A 20492-nucleotide genomic window follows, 5' to 3' on the forward strand; every position below is an offset into this window, starting at 1 on the left:
GGGCGGGATGCTGCGGCATCCGTCCTGCGGGGGATATCGGCGCGAGTCGCGCCGTGCCGGAGAACGGATGCCGGAGGGGAGGGCGGATGGGGGTCAGCGGTCGAGCGCGGCGAAGCGCTCGATGTTGCTGTTCGTGCCAGACACGATGATGAGGTCGTGGTTGGTGACCACGGTGTTGGCCTCGGCGTAGCGGAACGGCTTGCCAGGGCTCTTCACACCCACCACCGTCACGTTGTACTTGGTGCGAACGCCCGACTCGTTCAGGCCGATCCCGCGGATGAACTTGGGCGGGTACATCTTCGCGAGCACGAAGTCGTCGTCGAAGCGGATGAAGTCGAGCATGCGGCCAGACACGAGGTGCGCGACGCGCTCTCCGGCCTCGCGCTCGGGGTAGATGACGTGGTTTGCACCCACGCGGGCGAGGATCTTGCCGTGCGACTGCGAGACGGCCTTCGCCCAGATCTGGGGGACCTTGAGGTCGACGAGGTTGGCGGTGATGAGCACCGACGCCTCGATCGACGATCCGACGGCGACGACGGCGACCGGGAAGTCCTGCGCACCGATCTGCCGCAGCGCGTCGACGTTCTTCGCGTCGGCCTGCACGGTGTGCGTGACCCGGTCGGACCACTTCTGCACGAGCTCGAGGTTCTCATCGATCGCGAGCACCTCCCGGTCGAGGCGATCGAGCTCGCCGGCGCAGGCAGCGCCGAAGCGCCCGAGGCCGATGACGAGAACGGGGGCGTCGCCCCGGATGACTTCAACCAACGATCGGCCTTTCGACGGGCAGCGAGTAGTACTGCGTCCGTGACGTCGCGGCGACTGCAGCGGCGAGAGTCACTGTACCAACGCGGCCCATGAAGATGGTGGCCGCGAGCACGTACGATCCGGCGTCGGGGAGCGACTCGGTGAGACCCGTCGACAAGCCCACCGTCGCGAACGCGGAGATCACGTCGAAGAGCACGTGGCTGATGTCGGCCTTGGTGATCTGGGCGATCGTGATCGTCGACAGCGCGACGATCGTGGCACCCCACGCGACGACGCTGAGGGCGACCCGCTGCACGTCGCTGGGGATGCGGCGTCCGAACGCCTGCACCGACTGACGTCCCTTCGCCTCGGACCACACGGCGATCGCGAGCACCGCGAGGGTCGTGACCTTGATGCCTCCGGCGGTCGACGCGGAACCGCCGCCGACGAACATGAGCATCGACGCCGCGAGCAGCGACGAGCCGTTCAGGTCACCCATGTCGATGACGTTGAACCCGCCCGACCGGGTCATCGCCGACAGGAACAGCGACTGGAACGTCGTGTCCCACGCATCCATCGAGCCGAAGGTCTTCGGGTTGTCGAATTCGAGGACCACGAACGCGATCGCGCCGGCGATGAAGAGCAGCACGGTGGTGACGAGGGTGAGCTTGGTGTGCAGCGACCACTTCTTCACGTGCCACACGTGCTTGGCGAGCGTGTAGATGACCGGGAAGCCGATGCTGCCGAGGAAGACACCCGCCATCAGCAGTGCGAGCACGAGGTAGTCGTCGGCGAACACGACGACGCCGCCCGCGTTCGGGGGGAAGCCGGTGTTGGTGAAGGCCATGGCCGCGAAGTACGGCGCCTCCCAGAGTGCGGCGAACGGGTCGACCTCGGCCATGACGAGCGCCGGGTAGAGGAGCACCGCGAGCACGCCCTCGATGACGAGCGCCGAGATCGCGACCGTGGTGAGGAGCTGGCCCACCTCGCCCAGGCGCACCGTCTGACTCTCGTTCACGGGGCCGCCGTGGGCGCGCAGCGGATTCGTGTCGCCGGCGGCCAGGAGCTTCGCGCGCAGGCCCAGCCGGCGGGAGATGAGCATGCCGAGCAGCGACGCGAGCGTCAGCACCCCGAGTGCGCCGACGTTCACGCCGACGAAGATCAGCACGTGCCCGAACGCCGACCAGTGCGTTGCCATGTCGACGGTCGACAGGCCCGTCACGCAGATGGTGGAGACGGCCGTGAACAGGGCGTCGCTGAGCGGGGTGAACTCGCCGGATGCCGATGAGATCGGAAGCCCCAGCAGCACGGTGAAGACGAGGATCAGCGCCGCGAAGATCATGATCGCGAATCGCGAGGGCGATGAGGTGATGACGTGCCGGATCCGCGCCGCGAGACCGATCAGAGCGCGTTTCGGAGAAGACGCCGATGCGATGCCCGACATCCCGCTCCCTCCGTGCCCGTCCTGGTGCGCATTCCTCGCCCGAATTCGCGAGCCTTCGTCATGGTACTCCTCGCCGGGGGCGGCTAGCCTGATCTCATGACGGACATCTTCGACGTGATCGCAGACGGTACGAGGCGCGACATCCTCCAGCTCCTGCTGCGCCGCGCCGACGAGAGCGAGACCGGCACGAGCGTCGGTCAGATCGTGGCAGACCTCGGCGTCAGCCAGCCCACGGTCTCCAAGCATCTCAAGGTGCTGCGCGAGGCCGAGCTGGTGAACGTGCGCGAAGACGGCCAGCGCCGCTTCTACAGCCTCGCCGTCGAGCCGCTGACCGCCGTGGACGACTGGCTCGTGCCCTTCCTCGTCGACGCGTACGGCGATCAGGCCCCCGACATCGCCCACCCGTTCCAGGAGATCCCCGACGGGGCGGCGCACGCGGCCGAGGTCGTCGGCCGCGCGGCGGCCTCCGCCAAGCACGTCGTGACGAACGCCTTCAAGCGCCTCGGTGGCTGACGCAGGGCCGGTTCTTGCCATGATGTCGTCATGACCATCGAGCACCGCGCACACTTCGACTTCACGATCTCCTTCGCCAACGGCGGTGGGCTGAGCGGCGAAGGCTTCAGGCTGGACCTGCCCCGTCCTGATCTGGCCGCCGACGAGATCGCCGCCCTTCTCGTCCGGCATCTCGGCCTGGCCCTCGTGAGCGAGGTCGAGCTCAGCGGGTTGCGCATCGTCGAGGAGCCGCACCGCGGCAGCAGGGGAGTGGATGCCGCTCCGGCCGGTGTCGGCGCTGACCGGGTGATCGACCTCAGCCACCCGATCGAGGCCGGTCTCATCACCTATCCGGGGCTGCCCGCTCCGGTGATCACGCCGCACCTGACCCGCGAGGACTCCCGCGCGAAGTACGCGCCGGGCACCGAGTTCGCGATGGACGTCATCACGATGATCGGCAACACCGGCACCTACCTCGACTCCCCGTACCACCGCTACGCCGACGGCGGAGATCTCGCCTCGCTCGACCTCGCCACCCTCGTCGGGGTGCCGGCGGAGGTCTTCCATCTGCGCGACTCCTGGAGCGCCGAGCGGCGCGGGATCGACGCGGTCACGCTCGCCGACCGGGATCTCGCCGGCGCCGCCGTGCTGCTCGACACGGGGTGGAGCAACCGGTTCGGGACTCCCGAGTACGCGGTCGGGGCACCCTTCCTCACGGAGGCGGGGGCGCGCCTGCTCGTCGAGTCGGGCGTGCGCATCGTCGGGATCGACTCGCTCAACATCGACGACACCGAGAGCGGAGGGGAGCGTCCGGCGCACAGCATCCTGCTCGCTGCGGGCGTGCACGTCGTCGAGCACCTGACGAATCTCGACGCGGTTCCGGCTCGCGGTGCTCGGTTCACCGCCGCTCCGCCCGCGGTGCGCGGTTTCGGGACGTTCCCGGTGCGCGCTTTCGCGACGGTGTCTCACTGATCACACCGGTCACATGGGTTTACACGCGTCCCAGCGAACCCATAGAGTGTGCACATCGAGAAAGGGGTACGTGGGATGCCCGACGTTCCAGACGTCAAGTTCCTGACGGTGGCCGAGGTCGCCGAGATCATGCGCGTGTCGAAGATGACGGTCTACCGGCTCGTGCACTCGGGTGAGCTTCCGGCCATCCGCTTCGGACGCAGCTTCCGCGTTCCCGAATCCGCTGTCGCCGACGCTCTGCGTCGTCCGATCGCTGACGTCGGCTAGCACTCCCGTGGTTTGCTAGACTGTTCCGAGGCATTTTTCCGTGCCCGTACCCGGGTGTCCGCTCCGTGCGACGCCCAGCCCCTGACTTAGTGAGGTTTCCGTGGGTTCTGTCATCAAGAAGCGCCGCAAGCGCATGGCGAAGAAGAAGCACCGCAAGCTGCTTCGCAAGACTCGCCACCAGCGCCGCAACAAGAAGTAAGCGGCCAGACACTGAGCGCCTGTCTCCGGACGGGCGCTTCGTGTCTGCGCACTCGAATCCGGACGACCGCAGGAGAACGCCATGAAGTCGATCACCGTTGCCGAGCTCGCCGCTCGGCAGAACACTCCGCTCATCGACGTGCGCGAGGCGCACGAGTTCGCCGAGGGACATGTCCCCGGTGCCGTGAACATCCCGATGTCCGAGATCGGCGATCGCCTCGAAGAGCTGCCCGCTGAGGCGTTCGACGTGATCTGCCAGCTGGGCGGGCGCTCCGGCCGGGTCGTCGAGGCGCTCGAGGCGCGCGGCTACGACGTCACGAACGTCGACGGCGGCACCGCCGAGTGGATCGCCGAGGGGCGCGAGGTCGAGGTGCCCTCGGCGTGACCACGCTGACCGTCATCGGCAAGCCCGACTGCCACCTGTGCGATGTGGCCGGCGAGATCGTCGACGCCGTCATCGCAGAACTGCCGGATGCCGTCGCCGACGGCATCCGCGTCGATGAGCTGTCGATCAACGACGACCCCGCGCTCTACGAGCGGTGGTGGGAGAAGATCCCGGTCGTGCTGATCGACGGCGAGTTGCACGCGCACTGGCGCCTCTCCGCCGAGCGCCTGCGCGCGGCTCTGGAAGAGGCCGCGCTGAACGAACCGCTGAACGAACGGAGTGCGACGAAGTGAGCATCCGCCATGTCGTGAGCTGGAAGCTCGCCGCATCCGATCCGTCCGAGCGCGCCGCGCAGGCTGCCGAGGTCGCGAGGCGTCTCAACGCCCTCGGCGGGGTCGTGCCGCAGCTGCGCTCGATCTCCGCCGGTGTCAACACGGCGTACCCCGATGCGAATTGGGACGTCGCCCTCGTCGCCGACTTCGACTCCATCGAAGAGCTCGAGCAGTACCAGGTGCATCCGGCGCACGAAGAGGTCGCCGCGTACGTCCGCTCGGTCGTCGGCTCGCGCGCCGCCGTCGACTTCGAGATCTGAACGGGGCTGCGTTTCGCCAGCGAGACGAAACGCAGTGCATTCCGGGCGATCAGCTCTCGACTTCGACGACCTCGCCGTCCGCGTTGCGCCGGATCGAGTCGATGCCGTTCAGCGCGCTCGACTTCGACGAGTAGCCCTCGCTGGACAGTGCGATCACCTCGCCGTTGCCCGCCTTGAGACGGAACCGGTACTCGCCGGACTTGTCGGTGTAGAGCTCCCACTTGCCTGCCATGAGGTGACCTCTCTTCGGGTGACGGGGCGACGATGCCCTCGACGACCAACCTAATGCTCAGCGGGGCCGTCGCGATAGGGACGTCTCAGTCGCGCTGCTGCACGGCGACGGGCTCCGGAGCCAGGGTGATCCGCACGCGCTCTCCGAACACCGGGCGGATGCCGGGCGAGTGCTGCAACCGCACCAGGTCGCCCGCCTCGGTGCGCACGAGGGTTCGGCGCATGCTGCCGAGGAACGTGCTCTCCTCGACGACGGCGAGGGCGCCGGCATCCGCCTCTGCGGCGAAGCGCACGTTCTCGGGGCGGATGAACACGTCGACGGGCCCGAAGGTCGGGTTCTGCAGCGGCAGGCGCTGCCCCCACACCGTGACATGGTCGCCGTCGGCGACGCCGGGCACCACACTGGACAGCCCGACGAAGGCGGCGACACCCGCCGTCGCGGGCGTCGTGTAGAGCTGCTCAGGGGACCCGATCTGCTCGATGCGGCCCGCGTTCATGACCGCGATCCGGTCGGAGACGGCCAGCGCCTCTTCCTGATCGTGGGTCACGAACACGGTCGTGATGCCGAGACGCAGCTGGAGGCGGCGGATCTCGTCGCGCAGCTGCACGCGCACCTTCGCGTCGAGCGCGGAGAGCGGTTCGTCGAGCAGCAGCACCTTGGGCTCGGTGACCAGTGCGCGGGCGAGGGCCACGCGCTGCTGCTGGCCGCCGGAGAGCTGATGCGGGAAGCGGTCGGCGAAGTCCGCGAGACCGACGAGCGTGAGTGCGTCGAGCGCGCGCTTGGCGGCATCCGCCTTGCTCGCCCCTCGGCGACGCAGCCCGAACGCGGTGTTGTCGACGACCCGGAGATGCGGGAACAGCGAGTACGACTGGAAGACCATGCCGATGTCGCGCTTGTTGGTGGGCACCCGCGAGACGTCGTCGCCGCCGAGGCCCACCACGCCCTCGTCGGCGCTCTCCAGGCCTGCGAGCACCCGCAGCAGTGTCGTCTTGCCGCACCCCGATGGGCCCAGCAGCGACACGAACTCGCCGGGGGCGATGTCGAGGTCGACACCGTGCAGCACGGTGTTCGCCGCATAGCTCTTCACGATGCCCGCGAGCTGCACGCGGGTGCCCTCCCCGCGCTCGGAGAGCAGGAGGTTGTCGGCGGTGGCAGGGAGGGTCATGAGCGGGCCTTTCCGGTGCCGCGGGCGACGCGGCCGATGACGAGGAGCAGCGCGAAGCAGAACAGCAGCGCCAACAGGGTGAAGATCGCCGGCAGGTAGCCGTCCTGCTTCTGCACGACGACCATCGCGGTCTGGAACACCTGCCGGTTCAGCAGCGAGGCGATGGTGAACTCGCCGAGCACGACGGCGACGGAGATGAGGGATGCCGCGAGCAGTCCCTGGCGGATGTTCGGCGCGAGCACCCGGAGCACGACAACCGGCCAGCTCGCGCCGAGGGAGCGTGCGGCCTCGGTGAGGGTGCGCAGGTCGACGGCGTCGATCGACGCCTGGATCGCGCGGTACGCGAACGGCAGCACGGTGATCCCGTAAGCGAAGGCGAGGGTCCAGGCGCCCGTGCCGAGGGTGCGGCCGATCTGCAGGTAGATCGGGGCGAGACCGACGACGAGCACGATCGCGGGGATCGAGATGGGCAGCAGCACGGCGAATTCGAACGCGGGGCGGAGCGTGCCGAAGCGGAGGTTCACGAGGATCATCGTCGGGGCGAGCAGGAGCAGCACGATCGCGACGGTGACCACCGCCAGGATCAGGGAGTTGCCGAGGCCCGTCCAGATCGGCTTCAGCGTCGACGACATCGCCGGATCGAACAGGCCGAGCCAGCGCTGCAGCGAGTACGAGCCGTCGGGCATCCGCACCGTGTACAGGAACGTCGTCAGCAGCGGGATGGTGAAGAAGGCGCCGACGAGGACGCCGACGATCCAGCGGGTCGCGCGGGAGGGAGCGAGCGCGTTCATGCCTGCCACCTCGCTGCCCGTCGCTGGACGAGCGAGTACAGGGCCATGACGACCCCCACGACGACGATCATGCCGAGCGCGAGGGCGCCGGCGAGGTTCTCCCGGCCGAGCACGGTCTCGCTCGTGAGCGCCGCGCGGATCTGCAGCGGCACGATCTGGGAGCCCTGGCTGGCGAGGGCTGCCGCGGTGGCGTACGAGGAGAACGCGTTCGCGAACAGCAGCAGCAGGTTCGCGAGGAACGAGGGGGCGAGCACCGGGATGCCGATGCGGATCCAGAAGCTCGCGCGGGTGCCGCCGAGGGCGAGGTTCGCTTCGGACCACTGCGGCTTGAGCGCGGCGAGGGCGGGCATGAACGTGATCACCATCAGCGGGATCTGGAAGTAGATGTAGGGGAGGATGAGCCCTGGCAGCTCGTAGATCCAGCTGCTGCGCTCGAAGATGTTGATCCCGACCGAGTCCTTGAGGAACTGGGTGACGACACCCTGGATGCCGATCGTGGCGATGAAGACGAAGGCGAGCATCACCCCGCCGAACTGGGCGAGCACGCCAGCGGCGGCATCGACGCTGTGGCGCACGAAGCCCTGCGGGTCCAGCCCCAGCATCGCGTAGCAGACGAGGGCGCCGACGACGGCTCCGACGGCGGCGGTGAGCAGCGAGAGCCAGGCCGAGTTCGCGAGCGTGATCAGCACGACCGGGTCGCCGAGGGCTGCGAGGTTGTTCCAGGTGAACGATCCGTCCTCGGCGAAGAGCCCGGTGCCGACGGCGAGCACGGTCGGCAGCGCGAGGAACAGCACCACGTACACGGCGAACGGCACGAGTCCGAGCCAGGCCAAGGACGGCGCGGAACGCCGGGCCCGTGCGTCGCGCCCGGGCCCGGCGGAGGAGGGGGCGGATGCCGTGGCATCCGCCCCCGTCATGACGGCGACGGTCACTGGACCGCCGCTGCCCACTTCTCGCCGAGCAGCGTGCCGGCGGCTGCCGACTGCTCCTCGGTCGGCAGGACCGTCTCCTCCGGAGCCTCGGGCAGCTTCGCGAGCAGGTCCTCGTCGATGGTGCCGGCCTCGGTCATCGCGTCGACGCGCGCGGGGCGGGCGCCGCCCTTGAGCCACAGGTTCTGCACCTCGTCGCTGTAGAGGAACTCCTGCCACAGGCGTGCGGCCGCCGGGTGCGGGGCGTCGACGTTGATGGCCTGGTTGTAGTAGCTGGAGTAACCGGTGCCGCCGAACACGACGACCTTCCAGTTCTCGTTGTCCTTCTGGTGTGCCGTGTTCAGGTAGTCCCAGTCGAAGACGACGGGGGTCTCGCCGCTCGCGACGGTCGCGGTGGTGACGTCGACCTTGAGCAGGTTGCCCGCCTTCTGCAGCTCGCTGAAGAAGTCGATGCCGGGCTGGAAGTCGTCGAGCGTGCCGCCCGATTGCACGGTGGCCAGGCCCACCGCGGCGAAGGCCGCACCGGCCTGCGTCGGGTCGCCGTTCAGCGCGACGGCGCCCTTGTACTCGGCTCCCAGCAGGTCGTCGATGCTCTTCGGGGCGTCGTACTTCGAGGAGTCGTAGCCGACCGACATGTACCCGCCGTAGTCGCCGACGAAGAGGCCGGTGGACTCCTTCAGGTTGTCGGGGATCTCGTCCCAGGTCTGCACCTGGTACGGCGCGAACTGGTCGGTGTTCTGCAGCGCGACGGCGATGCCGAGGTCGAACACGTCGGGGGCGGTGTCGAGCCCCTTGTTGGTCTCGGCGGCCTGGATCTCCTCGGCGCTGGAGATGTCGGGCGACGCCTCGTTGATCGTGATCTCGGGGTACTTCTCGGCGAACAGGTCGATGATCTCGCCGTAGTTCGCCCAGTCGCGCGGGAGCGCGATGACATTGAGCGCGCCTTCGGCCTTGGCCGCCGCCTCGAGGTCGGCGAAGGTGCCGAAGTCGGAGACGGAGGTGGCGGATGCTGCGTCCACGCTGTCGCCGCCCTCCGCGGCGGGGGTGTCGGCGCCGGACGCGCAGCCGGTCAGGGCCAGTGCGGCCGTGGCGGCCAGGGCGAGGCCCGCGCCGAAGCGGGCGCGGCGGGAGAAGTGCGTCATGAGGGTCCTCTCGGATGTCCGGCTCGGGTTGTGCCGGATCAGGGTGCGAAAGGAAACTACGAGGCGGAGTTTGCCGGATGCCGGGGTTCCGGTGAACGGCGGGTATCCGGCTCGTGTCGGCTTCGTGCGTCGGGGCCGGGGCGTTCTGACATCCTGGAGGGATGGATATCGGCGCGCTCCTCGGGCTGGAACAGCTCACCTGGGGCATGCTGATCCTCATCGTGGTCGCCGCGTTCGGGGCCGGCTGGATCGATGCCGTCGTCGGCGGTGGCGGACTGCTGCAGCTGCCCGCACTGCTGCTGATCCCCGGGATCGCGCCGGTGCAGGCGCTGGCGACCAACAAGCTCGCCAGCGTCTTCGGCACGGCCACCAGCAGCGTCACCTACTACCGGCGCGCGAAGCCCGACATCCGCACCGCGATACCGATGGCGGTGATCGCGCTGATCGGCTCCTTCGGCGGGGCCGTCGTGGCCACGGTGCTGCCACCGGCCGCCTTCAAGCCGATCATCGTCATCGCCCTCCTCGCCGTGGCCTTGTTCACCGCGTTCAAGCCCCAGCTCGGAGCATCCACGCAGCTGCGCTTCAGCGGTCACAAGCACCACATCACGGCGGGGGCCGCCGGACTCGCGATCGGCTTCTACGACGGCATGATCGGACCGGGGACAGGCACGTTCCTCGTGATCACGCTGGTGGCGCTGCTCGGATACGACTTCCTGCAGGCCAGTGCCAAGGCGAAGATCGTCAACTTCGCGACGAACGCGGGGGCGCTGCTGCGGTTCATCCCGCACGGGTCGGTGCTGTGGCTGCTCGGCGGGATCTTCGCGGTGGCCAACGTCGCCGGCAGCTACCTCGGGTCCCGGATGGCCGTGTCGAAGGGTGCCGGATTCATCCGCGTGGTGTTCCTCATCGTCGTGATCGCGCTCATCGCGAAGCTCGGCGTCGACGTGTGGAACGAGAACATCGCCCCCGCTCTCGCCGCCTGACGGCCGCATCCCCCTCACCCTCCCTCCCGACCACCCTCCCGAGACCCCGGGTTCACGCCGACACCCCGTGATGCATACGTCGGCAGCGCGGGGTCTCGGCGGTAGGGCGGGGTCTCGGCGGGGGAGTCAGGACTCCTCGGGGGTGACGTCGACGCCGGCCTCCTTGCGCTGCGCGGCGGTGATCGGCGCTGGTGCGGAGGTGAGCGGATCGAACCCGCCGCCCGACTTCGGGAAGGCGATCACATCGCGGATCGACTCCGTCTTCGACAGGTGCTGCAGCACGCGGTCCATGCCCAGCGCGATGCCGCCGTGCGGCGGGGCGCCGAACTTGAAGGCGTCGAGCAGGAAGCCGAACTGCTCATCGGCGACCTCGTCGCTGATGCCCATGACCTCGAACACGCGCTTCTGCACGTCTTCGCGGTGGATGCGGATAGACCCGCCACCGAGCTCGGAGCCGTTGCACACGATGTCGTACGCGTAGGCGAGAGCCGAACCGGGGTCGGTGTCGAAGGTGTCCTCGAACTCGGGCTTGGGGCCCGTGAACGCGTGGTGCACGGCGGTCCAGGCGCCGGCGCCAACCGCGACGTCGCCGGAGGCCACGGCATCCGCCGCCGGCTCGAACATCGGGGCGTCGACCACCCAGGTGAAGGCGAACTCGTCCGGGTTCAGGTAGCCGAGCCGGCGCCCGATCTCGACGCGTGCCGCGCCAAGGAGCGCACGGCTCTCCTTCGCAGAGCCCGCGGCGAAGAACACGCAGTCGCCGACTTCGGCGCCGACGAGGGCGGCGAGACCCGCCTGCTCGGACTCTGAGAGGTTCTTCGCAGCGGGGCCGCCGAGAGTTCCGTCCTCGTTGAACAGCACGTATGCCAGGCCCCTGGCCCCGCGCTGCTTGGCCCAGTCCTGCCACGCGTCGAGCGTCTTGCGGGGCTGGGAGGCTCCTCCCGGCATCCGCACCGCTCCGACGTACTCGGCCTGGAACACACGGAACGGCGTGTTCGCGAAGTACTCGGTCGCCTCCACCAGCTCGAGACCGAAGCGCAGGTCGGGCTTGTCGGAGCCGTACTTCGCCATCGCATCGGCGTAGGTCAGACGCGGCAGCGGGGTTTGCACCTCGACGCCGATCGTCTTCCACATCGCGACGACGAGCCGCTCCATGAGCGCGATCACGTCCTCCTGGTCGACGAAGCTCATCTCGATGTCGAGCTGCGTGAACTCCGGCTGGCGGTCGGCGCGGAAGTCCTCGTCGCGGTAGCAGCGGGCGATCTGGAAGTACTTCTCCACCCCTCCCACCATGAGCAGCTGCTTGAACAGCTGCGGCGACTGCGGCAGGGCGTACCAGCTCCCAGGGTGAAGGCGAGCGGGCACGACGAAGTCGCGGGCGCCCTCGGGGGTCGAACGAGTCAGGGTCGGGGTCTCGACCTCGGTGAAGCCGTCGGCGTGCAGCACATCGCGGATCGCCTTGTATACGTCGGAGCGCAGGCGAAGAGCGGATGCCGTCGCCGGGCGCCGCAGGTCGAGATAGCGATACTTGAGGCGGGCCTCTTCGCCGACGGTTTCGGTGTCGGCGAGCGCCGTCGACACCTGGAACGGCAGCGGGGCTGACTCGTTCAGCACCACGACGTCGGTCGCGATGAGCTCGATCTCGCCCGTGGGCAGGTTCGGGTTCTCGTTGCCGTCGGGGCGGCGGGAGACCTCGCCGGTCACCTTGAGCACGAACTCGCTGCGCAGGGGGCGTGCCACCTCTTCGTCACGGATGACGACCTGGGCGATGCCCGACGCATCCCGCAGATCGATGAACGCGACTCCTCCGTGATCACGACGACGGTCGACCCAGCCCGTGAGGGTGACGGTCTGACCGATGTTCTCTGCGCGCAGGGAACCGGAGTTGTGAGTGCGAAGCACGGAGGATTCCTTCTGATCTGGGAAATGGCGTACCGGCCAAGTCTACCGGGGGCCGTTTCAGTAGACTCGCCAGCGCAGCATCCGCTCCTCCGCCTTTCGAAAGGCCGTCATGTCCTCCTCACGACTGCATCTGGTCCGTCACGGCGAGGTCCACAATCCCGGGCGGGTGCTGTACGGGAGGCTCCCCGGCTATCGGCTCAGCGACGAGGGCCGGCGGATGACGTGGGCGGCGGCCGAGTACGTGCGCTCCCTCGACCGACCGGTGCGCTCGCTCATCTGCTCGCCGCTGCAGCGCACGCAGGAGTCGGCCGAGCCGTTCGCCGAGATCTTCGGGCTCGCGCCCGTGCTCGATGAGCGGGTCATCGAGCCGGCGAACGTCTTCGAGGGCACGCGGATGCGCCGCTCGCTGATGAATCCGCGCAACTGGTGGCACCTCCGCCGGCCCTCGGTGCCGAGCTGGGGCGAGCCGTACACGTCGATCGCGGAGCGGATGCTGCAGGCGATGAACTCTGCGTGGGGCGACGGCAGCGCCGAGGGCGACATCGTGATCGTGTCGCATCAGGCGCCGATCTGGATCACCCACCTGCGGGTCGCTGGCCTGCCGCTCCGGCACGATCCGCGCACGCGGCGCTGCGCGCTGTCGAGCGTGACCTCGTTCGAGCGCGTCGGCGACGTGTGGCGCGAGGTCGAGTACGCGGAGCCCGCGGCCGCCGGCATCGACCTCGGCGCCGTCTGAGCGCGAGCCCGGATCTGCAGGTGCCGCACGCGGTTGGTGCGGCCCAACGCGATGCACGGCAGTCCTGATACTGGACCGCGAACCGACAAGCATCCGTGACGGCCGTCCGAATCGACCACCCCTGCCGTTACCAATCCTTGGTATCGTTTTCGGCATGGCGCAGAACACCTCGATCAGTCTGGACGATCACTTCTCGGACTTCTTGGCCCGGGAGGTCGCCTCAGGGCGCTATCGTTCCGCCAGCGAGGTCATCCGTGCCAGCCTTCGGTTGCTGGAGGACCAGGAGACACAGCTCGCGGCTCTCCGTGCGGCCCTCCTCGACGGCGAGCGTAGCGGCGAGCCGGAAGCCTTCGACTTCGACGCATTCGTCAACGAGAAGAAGGCCGCTGCGTCGGCGTGAGCGTGTATCGGCTCACTCCGGCCGCGCAGCGCGATCTCTCGTCGATCTGGGACTACACCGCAGAACGCTGGGACCAGCACCAGGCAGAGACCTACGTGTACGAGATTCGAGCGGCCGTCGAACGCATCGTCGGCGATCCCCGCCGCGGTGGTGCGTGCGACGAGATCCGCGCGGGATACCGCCGGTACAGCATCGGCAGCCATCTGCTCTATCTCGTCGAGAGCTCCGACGGCGTCGATGTGATCAGGATTCTGCATCAGCGCATGGATCCGTCCCGCCACCTGTGACGCCGCCCAGGTGCGGCTTTGACAGAGGAGGAGGGAGGGGAAGCGTTGCATCCGGCCTGCGCATAGGAACCCGTGCGTAGACTGCGAGTCGTGCCTGTCGCGCCTGTGGTCACCCCGATCCGCAGCGGCCGCCGCTCCCGCATCCGCCTCGTCCGCAGGGCGATCAGAGCCGCGCTCGCCGCGGTGGTCGTCGTCGGCCTCACCGGCTGCAGCCCCGACTCCGTGAGCGACTCCTTCCTCAGCGGCGACAACACCGGCTACGTCGCCGCGGACCGCGCGATCGACGAGATCCCCGCCGCAGATCGCGGGGAGCCGGTCGTCTTCGGCGGCGTGACGGAAGACGGCGAGGACTTCGACAGCGCGGACATCGCGGGTCAGGTCACCGTGGTGAACTTCTGGTACGCAGGCTGCGCCCCGTGTCGTGTCGAAGCCGAGCACCTGGAGGCCGTCTGGGAGAAGTTCGAGGGCGAAGGCGTCGCCTTCATCGGCGTCAACACGCGCGACCAGGCCGACACCGCCAGGGCGTTCGCCGTGGACTACGACATCACCTACCCCAGCCTCATCGACGTCGACACCGCCGAGGCCAAGCTCGCCTTCGCCGAGGCCGTGCCGATCCAGGCCACCCCGACCACCCTCGTGCTCGACAAGCAGGGTCGGGTCGCCGCCCGCATCATCGGCCCGATCGACAGCCCCTCGATCCTCACGACGCTCGTCAAGGACGCCCTCGCGGAGACATCGTGAACCCCGAGGCGATCATCGGATCGGGGGCGCTCTGGCTCGCGATCCCGGTGGCGATGCTGGCGGGGCTGATCTCCTTCCTCTCGCCGTGCGTGCTGCCGCTCGTTCCGGGGTATCTGGGCTTCCTCGGGGGAGCGGCGAGTGGGCGCTCGACGACCGAGGGCGCGCCGGGGCGGGGGCGGCTCGTCATCGGGGTGCTGCTGTTCATCCTCGGGTTCAGCATCGTCTTCGTCGCCATCACCGCGCTCGGTGGAGCCGCCAACCTCTTCCTGCTCCGCTGGGGCGATGCGATCATGCGCATCCTCGGCGTCGTCATCATCCTCATGGGACTCGTGTTCCTCGGCCTTTTCGGCTTCGCGCAGCGCGAGCTCCGCTTCCATGTCGACTCGAAGTACGGCGTCATCGGCGCTCCGCTGCTCGGCATCGCGCTCGGCATCGGTTGGGCGCCGTGCATGGGGCCGACGCTCGCAGCGATCTTCGCGCTCGCCTTCAATGCCGGCGATCCGCTCCGCGCCGGGACGCTGGGCCTTGCGTACTCCCTCGGTCTCGGCATCCCGTTCCTGCTCGTCGCCCTCGGCTTCGGGTGGGCGACGAGGGCGATCGGGTTCCTGCGCCGTCACATCCGCATCGTGAACGTGATCGGCGGCGTGCTGCTGATCGTGCTCGGCATCCTCATGGTCACGGGCCTGTGGACCGAGGCCGTCAACCGGATGACGGCGGTGATCAACAGTGTCTTCCTCCCGCTCTGACGCCTCTGCGACCCCGAAGGACTCCGTGGAAACCGACCCGCTGCGCCCGTCCGACCACATCGACGGCGACGACTCGATCACCCAGCCCCGGCTCGGCGTCGTCGGGTGGCTGCGCTGGGGCTGGCGGCAGCTGACCTCGATGCGCACGGCGCTGATCCTGCTGCTGATCCTCGCGATCGCCGCGATCCCGGGGTCCATCTTCCCCCAGCGGATGGCCGACCCGAACGGCGTGACGCAGTGGGAGCGCGACAACCCCGATCTCTTCCCCGTGCTCGACGGTCTGAAGATGTTCGACGTGTACCTCTCGCCGTGGTTCTCGGCGATCTACCTGCTGCTGTTCACCTCGCTCGTCGGCTGCGTGATCCCGCGCATCAAGCACCACGCGAAGGCGCTGCGCGCCCGCCCGCCGCGTACGCCCTCCCGGCTGAAGAGGCTGGCCGACTGCCGCGCGGTCTCCCGGACGAGCACGGATGCCGGTGCGGACGCCGCGGCGACGATCGACATCGCGCAGAAGCAGCTGAAGGCTCTCGGCTACCGCGTCGAGCGCTACGACGACAAGCGCTCCTTCTCGGTCTCGGCCGAGCGCGGATACTGGCGCGAGACCGGCAACCTCGTCTTCCACATCGCCCTCGTCGGCGTGCTCATCACGGTCGGCGTCGGCGGCGGCTTCGCCTACACGGGCCAGCGCGTGCTCGTCGAGGGCGAGACCTTCGCGAACACCCTGCTCGACTACGACTCGATGAACCGCGGGCGCTTCGTCGGCGACGGTGCGCTCGAGCCCTACTCGATGCGGCTGGACTCGTTCGATGTGACCTACCAGCCGTTCGGCGAGCCCGGTGCCGGGCAGGCGGGCGACTTCTCGGCGAACGTGACGGTGAAGGAGAACGGCGAGGAGCGCACCGGTGCGGTGCGGGTCAACCACCCCCTCGACATCGCCGGCGACAAGGTCTACCTCCTCGGCAACGGCTATGCGCCGACGATCACCGTGCGCAACGCCGCCGGCGACATCGTCTTCCGCAACAGCGTGCCCTTCCTCCCGCAGGACACGAACCTGTTCTCGCTCGGCATCGTCAAGGTCACCGACGGCATGCCAGAGCAGCTGGGGCTGCGCTGCCTGTTCTACCCGACCACGGGTGTGCTCGACACCGGCGCGTTCGTCGCGGCGTACCCCGACCTGATGAACCCGACGCTGACGCTCGACGTCTTCGAGGGCGACCTCGGCATCAACAACGGCTCGCCGAAGTCCGTCTACGTGCTCGACACGACCGAGCTCACCCAGCTCACCGGCCGCGCCGTCGACAAGGAATCCATCGAGCTGATCCCCGGCGAGACCGCCGATCTGCCGAACGGCCTCGGCACCGTGACCTTCGAGGACGAGTCCCCGGCGGGAGCCACCGACCTCTCGCAGTCGGTCAAGCGGTTCGCCTCGCTGCAGATCCACCACGACGCCTCGTCGGTGTGGGTGCTCGTGTTCGCGCTCCTCGCGCTCGGCGGCCTCATGCTCGCGCTCTTCATCCCCCGCCGCCGCGTCTGGGTCAAGGCGACCCCGACCGCCGACGGCGTCGCCCTCGAGTACGCAGGCCTCGCCCGTGGAGAGGACCCGACCCTCGCCGCCGCCGTCGACGACATCGTCACCGGCCACGCGCGGCTCCTGGACGCGGCCGGGGTCACGGCGGATGCCGCAGAACCCGGCCCTGCGGCATCCGGCCCCACGAAAGTAGACTGATCCCATGCTTGAGCTCAGCGTGATCTCGCCGATTCTGCTGTGGACCGCGATCGCGATCTACGCGGCGTCGTTCGTCGCTTTCGCCGTCGACCTCGCCAGCCGCTCGCAGGCGTCAGCCGATGCGAAGACGGTGCGCGAGGCGGAGCTCGTCGGCGTCGGCGGCCGTGCCGCGTCGTCCGCCCTTGCGAGCGCGCCCGCAGAGGCCGCGCCCCGCCGCAACGTGATGGGACGGATCGGCACCTCGCTGATGGTGCTCGCCGCCGTCTTCCACCTCGCCGCCGTCGTCACCCGCAGCATCGAGGCGGGCCGGGTGCCGTGGGCGAACCTTTACGAGTTCGCGATGATCGGCACGCTCCTCATCGTCGCGGTCTACCTCGCGGTGCTCACGCGCCTCGACCTGCGCTACCTCGGCACGTTCATCACCGGCCTCGTCGTCGTGCTGCTGGGCCTTGCGGCCGTGAACTTCTTCGTCGAGGTCACGCCGCTGGCGGAGCCGCTGAAGAGCATCTGGCTGGTCATCCACGTCTTCGTGGCGTCGCTGGGCACCGCGTTCTTCGCCCTCGCCTTCGCGCTGTCCGTGCTGCAGCTCATGCAGTCCCGTCGTGAGCGCCTGCTCGCCGAGGGCGCCGAGAAGACCGGCCCCGGATTCCTGCGCACCCTGCCGGCATCCGACCGCCTGGAGGGACTCGCCTACCGCTTCGCGATCGTCGGCTTCATCCTGTGGACGTTCACGCTCATCGCCGGCGCCATCTGGGCGCAGGACGCCTGGGGCCGCTACTGGGGCTTCGACGTCAAGGAGACCTGGACGTTCGTGATCTGGGTCATCTACGCCGGCTACATCCACGCCCGCGCGACCAGGGGCTGGCGGGGCAACCCCTCCGCCTGGCTGTCGATCGTCGGCTTCACCGCGGTGATCTTCAACTTCACGATCGTGAACGTGTTCTTCAAGGGCCTGCACGCGTACTCCGGCCTGAGCTGAGCCCGCGCGGCGGTGCGCCCGCGGAAAACCTGGACGAGATGGGTTCCGCCCGGTGCGTCGCGCGGCGACACGCCGCACCGCCGCCGGATGGTCCGGGTTCTCCGGGCTGATACCAGGGCGAGCGGATGCTAGGCCGAGGCCAGCACCGCGCGGGTCGAGGTCGTGCGCCGCAGGGCCACGGCGAGTGTCGTGACGATCAGCGACAGCACGGCCCAGGTGATCAGCGCCGCGACGGCAGACCCGGTCGCCGCGATGAGGCCGGCGAAGGCGGGAGCGGTCGGCAGCGCCGCACCGAGCGATGCGAGCCAGGCGGGCACGGTCGAGATGAGCCCGGTGGCGACGGCGAGCACGCCGACGAGGGCGGCGATCCAGCGTCCGACACCGCCGAACACGGCGACGAGGGCCTGATTGACGGCGGCGAACGCGACGCCCGCGAGCACGGCCGTGCCGGCGAACGCCCACCAGGTCGCCACGTCGTAGCCGGCCACGATCTGCACGATCAGCGAGACGAGCAGGCCCTGCGCGGCGCCGATCGCGGCCGCGGGGAGGAATGCGCGCAGCGCCAGCGTCGCCGAGGCGCGCCTCGAGGTGAGCGCCTGCGCGGTGTGGCTGCGCAGGACGAGGAACGATGCGAGGCCGCCGAACCACAGCACGACCGCGGCCAGCAGCGGGATCGCGGTCGGGCCGAAGATCGTGTTCGCCTGCGCATTCGTCGTCACCGGGTCCGCCATCACGGCCGCGAGCGATTCGGACTCGCTGTCGGTGAACGAGGGGAGGGAGTCGGATGCCGTGCGCAATCCGCCCGCGAGATCGCCCGTCCCGGTGGCGAGAGTGTCGAGGCCCGTGGCGAGCTCGCCCGCGCCGTCGGAGAGCTGCGTCGCGCCGTCGGAGAGCCGGGTCGCACCGCCGGCCAGCTGCGATGCCCCGGTGGCCGACCGGTCGAGCCCCTCGGCGGCGAGCTGGTCGAGGCCGCCCGCGATGGTCGCTGCCCCGTTGCCGGCATCCCGCATGCTCGCCGCGAGCGTGGTGAACGTGCCGGGGAGGGCCGCCACGCCGCCGGCGAGCTGGGCATCGGTGAGGTAGCCCGCGGCGGTGCCGGCGGCGGTCGCGGCATCCGTCGCCGTCGTCACGGCGGCACCGGTCTTCTCGAGAGCCGCGCCGGCGCTCGCCGCCGCCCCACCAAGGCGGTTGCAGAAGCCGGCCGGGAAGGCGTCGCCCGCTGCCGCGCACTCGGCGGCCAGCGCGCCCAGGTCGCCGGTGAGCGTCTGCAGATCGCCGGCCACGGCGCCGACCTGCTCGGCCGTCTTCACGGTGCTCGCCGCTGCCGTCGAGGCATGACCGGTCGCGGTCTGGATGCCGCCGACGAGGGCGTCGATCCCGGCCGCGTTCTGGTCCAACTGCGCGGCGCCGTCGAGCAGTCCGGCGCTCAGCGCGTGCGCTCCGCTCGCGGCGTCGCGCGTCTTGCCGGCGAGGGTGGTGAGCCCGCTCGAGAGCTCCGCGGCGCCGGAGCTCAACGCGGACGCCCCGGTCGCGAGCTGGGTCGCGCCGCCCGGGAGCGCTGCCGCCCCGGTCGCGGCATCCCGAGCCCCTTCGGCGAGGGCGATCGCGCCGTCGGCGGCCTCGCCGATCTGGTCGCCGAGCGTGGTGAATCCGACGAGGACGTTGCCCATGGTCGCCTCGCCGATCATCGAGCTCATCGACGACGCGGCGACCGTGGCGATCTGGTTCGTGATGAGGTCGTCGGCGATGAGCCCGTCGGGCGGGGTCGTCACCGCGATCGTCGCCTTCTCGGCATCTTTCGTCGCGGCGCCGCCGCCCGCCGAGATCGCGGTACCGGTCGAGGTCGCGGCCTTCGAGAAGTCCTCGGGGATCGTGATGACGGCCTGGTAGCTGCCGTCGGCGAGCCCGTCCTTCGCGTCGTCCTCGTTGGAGATGACCCAGGTCAGGTTGCTGTCGAGGTCGTCGGAACCCTCGACGAGACCGGAGGCGAGCTGACGCCCCAGCGGAGTGAGCTGACCGTCGATCTCGACCGGCTCGTCGAGGTTCACGATCGCCGCGGTCATCGAGTCGAGGCGCTCTGTCGGGTTCTGGAGGGCGGCGACGAGGATCCCGCCGATGGCCGCCGGCAGCAGCAGGATGCCGAGGATCGTCAGCCACGTGATCGGCTTGCGGGAGCGTGCGCGCTCGATGGAGAGGGTCATGCGGTCACCTCGGTCGTGGTGGATTCTTCCGGTCGACGCCCCACCTCGGCGTCGACGCCCCCTCCTGGAGACGCCGCTGCGGTGGGGCGTGGAGGCGCAGATGGGGCGTCGAGATCTATGACGGTGGGGGGAGTGGGGCGGGACGGGAGAGGGGGGTGGGGGGAGGTGAGGAGGAGGGCGGTGGTGGGAGGGGCGTCGCGAAGGAGGGCGGCGACCTGATCGCGCTCGGCGTCGCCGAGGCGGTCGAGGCCGTCGATGACGACGAGAGGGGTGCATCCGCGCAGCGCCTCCGACAGAGCGGATGCCGTGCCCCCGGCATCCGTCACGATCACAGCGCCGACGTGGGCGCGCACCCAGGCGGCCCGCCCTGGGAGCAGGTGGCCTGCGACGCGCAGGCGCCCGGCGTCCGGGGCGAGCCGGCCGCTCAGCGCCAGCGCG

24 protein-coding genes and 1 pseudogene are annotated in these 20492 nt (G+C 69.5%); 15 read left to right on the forward strand and 10 right to left on the reverse strand.

Features of this window, described 5'->3' with window-relative positions; genetic code table 11:
- Positions 1–93: 93 nt before the first annotated feature.
- Entirely contained in the window at positions 94–765 is a 672-nt protein-coding gene (locus QM568_RS08075) for a potassium channel family protein (protein ID WP_415137618.1), read from the reverse strand.
- Complete coding sequence (locus tag QM568_RS08080; protein ID WP_415137620.1) at positions 758–2188, reverse strand: TrkH family potassium uptake protein; 1431 nt, start codon at positions 2186–2188, stop codon at positions 758–760. Before QM568_RS08080 ends, QM568_RS08075 begins: the two co-directional genes overlap by 8 nt.
- Positions 2189–2284: 96 nt before the next feature.
- Here QM568_RS08080 and QM568_RS08085 point away from each other — a divergent pair, with 96 nt between their 5' ends.
- The 7 genes from QM568_RS08085 to QM568_RS08115 all read left to right on the forward strand — a co-directional run bounded on the left by QM568_RS08085 (position 2285) and on the right by QM568_RS08115 (position 5094).
- Positions 2285–2701 carry an ArsR/SmtB family transcription factor gene (locus QM568_RS08085; RefSeq protein ID WP_415137622.1) on the forward strand — a complete coding sequence of 139 codons (417 nt, stop codon included), beginning with the start codon at positions 2285–2287 and terminating at the stop codon, positions 2699–2701.
- A gap of 30 nt (positions 2702–2731) precedes the next feature.
- Positions 2732–3652, forward strand: a complete 921-nt coding sequence (locus QM568_RS08090; RefSeq protein ID WP_415137624.1) for a cyclase family protein — start codon at positions 2732–2734, stop codon at positions 3650–3652.
- Between the two features lie 75 nt (positions 3653–3727).
- Positions 3728–3919, forward strand: coding sequence for a helix-turn-helix domain-containing protein (locus QM568_RS08095; protein ID WP_415137626.1), 192 nt, complete (start codon positions 3728–3730; stop codon positions 3917–3919).
- Between the two features lie 100 nt (positions 3920–4019).
- Positions 4020–4118, forward strand: a complete 99-nt coding sequence (locus QM568_RS08100; protein WP_003792170.1) for a 30S ribosomal protein bS22 — start codon at positions 4020–4022, stop codon at positions 4116–4118.
- Positions 4119–4199: 81 nt separating this feature from the next.
- Entirely contained in the window at positions 4200–4502 is a 303-nt protein-coding gene (locus QM568_RS08105) for a rhodanese-like domain-containing protein (protein WP_415137628.1), read from the forward strand.
- On the forward strand, positions 4499–4795 hold the full coding sequence (locus tag QM568_RS08110; RefSeq protein WP_415137630.1) for a glutaredoxin family protein: 297 nt from the start codon (positions 4499–4501) through the stop codon (positions 4793–4795). Before QM568_RS08105 ends, QM568_RS08110 begins: the two co-directional genes overlap by 4 nt.
- The gene (locus tag QM568_RS08115; RefSeq protein WP_415137632.1) at positions 4792–5094 is read left to right on the forward strand and encodes a Dabb family protein; all 303 of its coding nucleotides are present in this window, start codon (positions 4792–4794) and stop codon (positions 5092–5094) included. Before QM568_RS08110 ends, QM568_RS08115 begins: the two co-directional genes overlap by 4 nt.
- 49 nt (positions 5095–5143) lie before the next feature.
- Here the strand turns inward: QM568_RS08115 and QM568_RS08120 are convergent, their stop codons facing one another.
- The 5 genes from QM568_RS08120 to QM568_RS08140 all read right to left on the reverse strand — a co-directional run bounded on the left by QM568_RS08120 (position 5144) and on the right by QM568_RS08140 (position 9353).
- Positions 5144–5326: a YegP family protein gene (locus QM568_RS08120; protein ID WP_415137634.1), complete on the reverse strand. Its 183-nt coding sequence runs from the start codon at positions 5324–5326 to the stop codon at positions 5144–5146.
- 85 nt (positions 5327–5411) lie between these two features.
- Positions 5412–6491 (reverse strand): ABC transporter ATP-binding protein, encoded by a 1080-nt coding sequence (locus QM568_RS08125; protein WP_415137636.1) that lies wholly within the window; start codon positions 6489–6491, stop codon positions 5412–5414.
- Positions 6488–7282, reverse strand: a complete 795-nt coding sequence (locus tag QM568_RS08130; protein WP_415137638.1) for an ABC transporter permease — start codon at positions 7280–7282, stop codon at positions 6488–6490. The genes QM568_RS08125 and QM568_RS08130 overlap by 4 nt, the downstream gene beginning before the upstream one ends.
- Complete coding sequence (locus QM568_RS08135; RefSeq protein WP_415137640.1) at positions 7279–8214, reverse strand: ABC transporter permease; 936 nt, start codon at positions 8212–8214, stop codon at positions 7279–7281. The genes QM568_RS08130 and QM568_RS08135 overlap by 4 nt, the downstream gene beginning before the upstream one ends.
- Complete coding sequence (locus QM568_RS08140) at positions 8211–9353, reverse strand: ABC transporter substrate-binding protein (RefSeq protein WP_415137642.1); 1143 nt, start codon at positions 9351–9353, stop codon at positions 8211–8213. The genes QM568_RS08135 and QM568_RS08140 overlap by 4 nt, the downstream gene beginning before the upstream one ends.
- Before the next feature lie 161 nt (positions 9354–9514).
- Between QM568_RS08140 and QM568_RS08145 the strand changes: the two genes are divergently transcribed.
- Positions 9515–10336, forward strand: coding sequence for a sulfite exporter TauE/SafE family protein (locus QM568_RS08145; protein WP_415137644.1), 822 nt, complete (start codon positions 9515–9517; stop codon positions 10334–10336).
- Positions 10337–10462: 126 nt separating this feature from the next.
- On the opposite strand, the gene aspS is transcribed toward QM568_RS08145, so the two are convergent.
- Positions 10463–12238 (reverse strand): aspartate--tRNA ligase, encoded by a 1776-nt coding sequence (gene aspS, locus QM568_RS08150; RefSeq protein ID WP_415137646.1) that lies wholly within the window; start codon positions 12236–12238, stop codon positions 10463–10465.
- Positions 12239–12347: 109 nt separating this feature from the next.
- Here aspS and QM568_RS08155 point away from each other — a divergent pair, with 109 nt between their 5' ends.
- The 7 genes from QM568_RS08155 (at position 12348) to ccsB (ending at position 17853) form a co-directional block, all read left to right on the forward strand.
- Positions 12348–12974, forward strand: a complete 627-nt coding sequence (locus QM568_RS08155) for a histidine phosphatase family protein (protein ID WP_415137648.1) — start codon at positions 12348–12350, stop codon at positions 12972–12974.
- Between the two features lie 154 nt (positions 12975–13128).
- Positions 13129–13374, forward strand: coding sequence for a type II toxin-antitoxin system ParD family antitoxin (locus QM568_RS08160; RefSeq protein ID WP_415137650.1), 246 nt, complete (start codon positions 13129–13131; stop codon positions 13372–13374).
- Positions 13371–13661, forward strand: a complete 291-nt coding sequence (locus tag QM568_RS08165) for a type II toxin-antitoxin system RelE/ParE family toxin (protein WP_415137652.1) — start codon at positions 13371–13373, stop codon at positions 13659–13661. Before QM568_RS08160 ends, QM568_RS08165 begins: the two co-directional genes overlap by 4 nt.
- A 90-nt stretch (positions 13662–13751) precedes the next feature.
- Positions 13752–14402, forward strand: a complete 651-nt coding sequence (locus tag QM568_RS08170) for a TlpA family protein disulfide reductase (protein ID WP_415137654.1) — start codon at positions 13752–13754, stop codon at positions 14400–14402.
- On the forward strand, positions 14399–15148 hold the full coding sequence (locus QM568_RS08175; protein WP_415137656.1) for a cytochrome c biogenesis CcdA family protein: 750 nt from the start codon (positions 14399–14401) through the stop codon (positions 15146–15148). Before QM568_RS08170 ends, QM568_RS08175 begins: the two co-directional genes overlap by 4 nt.
- Before the next feature lie 25 nt (positions 15149–15173).
- Complete coding sequence (locus QM568_RS08180; RefSeq protein ID WP_415137658.1) at positions 15174–16874, forward strand: cytochrome c biogenesis protein ResB; 1701 nt, start codon at positions 15174–15176, stop codon at positions 16872–16874.
- A 4-nt stretch (positions 16875–16878) separates the two neighbouring features.
- Complete coding sequence (gene ccsB, locus QM568_RS08185) at positions 16879–17853, forward strand: c-type cytochrome biogenesis protein CcsB (RefSeq protein ID WP_415137660.1); 975 nt, start codon at positions 16879–16881, stop codon at positions 17851–17853.
- A gap of 128 nt (positions 17854–17981) precedes the next feature.
- On the opposite strand, the gene QM568_RS08190 is transcribed toward ccsB, so the two are convergent.
- Together QM568_RS08190 and QM568_RS08195 are read right to left on the reverse strand one after the other, a co-directional pair.
- Entirely contained in the window at positions 17982–20054 is a 2073-nt protein-coding gene (locus QM568_RS08190) for a YhgE/Pip family protein (protein WP_415137662.1), read from the reverse strand.
- Positions 20051–20492, reverse strand: a pseudogene (locus tag QM568_RS08195) (hypothetical protein); the annotation flags it as partial. The gene QM568_RS08190 and the pseudogene QM568_RS08195, both read right to left, overlap by 4 nt.

Origin of the sequence: Microbacterium sp., assembly GCF_047607465.1 — a bacterium.
Lineage (GTDB): Bacteria > Actinomycetota > Actinomycetes > Actinomycetales > Microbacteriaceae > Microbacterium.

Coding starts and splice junctions, on each gene's coding strand:
- QM568_RS08080 (WP_415137620.1), bottom strand. CDS start 2,188: ATGTCGGGCATCGCATCGGCGTCTTCTCCGAAACGCGCTCTGATCGGT.
- QM568_RS08130 (WP_415137638.1), bottom strand. CDS start 7,282: ATGAACGCGCTCGCTCCCTCCCGCGCGACCCGCTGGATCGTCGGCGTC.
- QM568_RS08140 (WP_415137642.1), bottom strand. CDS start 9,353: ATGACGCACTTCTCCCGCCGCGCCCGCTTCGGCGCGGGCCTCGCCCTG.
- QM568_RS08155 (WP_415137648.1), top strand. CDS start 12,348: ATGTCCTCCTCACGACTGCATCTGGTCCGTCACGGCGAGGTCCACAAT.
- QM568_RS08145 (WP_415137644.1), top strand. CDS start 9,515: ATGGATATCGGCGCGCTCCTCGGGCTGGAACAGCTCACCTGGGGCATG.
- QM568_RS08190 (WP_415137662.1), bottom strand. CDS start 20,054: ATGACCCTCTCCATCGAGCGCGCACGCTCCCGCAAGCCGATCACGTGG.
- QM568_RS08125 (WP_415137636.1), bottom strand. CDS start 6,491: ATGACCCTCCCTGCCACCGCCGACAACCTCCTGCTCTCCGAGCGCGGG.
- QM568_RS08090 (WP_415137624.1), top strand. CDS start 2,732: ATGACCATCGAGCACCGCGCACACTTCGACTTCACGATCTCCTTCGCC.
- QM568_RS08105 (WP_415137628.1), top strand. CDS start 4,200: ATGAAGTCGATCACCGTTGCCGAGCTCGCCGCTCGGCAGAACACTCCG.
- QM568_RS08095 (WP_415137626.1), top strand. CDS start 3,728: ATGCCCGACGTTCCAGACGTCAAGTTCCTGACGGTGGCCGAGGTCGCC.
- ccsB (WP_415137660.1), top strand. CDS start 16,879: ATGCTTGAGCTCAGCGTGATCTCGCCGATTCTGCTGTGGACCGCGATC.
- QM568_RS08085 (WP_415137622.1), top strand. CDS start 2,285: ATGACGGACATCTTCGACGTGATCGCAGACGGTACGAGGCGCGACATC.
- QM568_RS08120 (WP_415137634.1), bottom strand. CDS start 5,326: ATGGCAGGCAAGTGGGAGCTCTACACCGACAAGTCCGGCGAGTACCGG.
- QM568_RS08160 (WP_415137650.1), top strand. CDS start 13,129: ATGGCGCAGAACACCTCGATCAGTCTGGACGATCACTTCTCGGACTTC.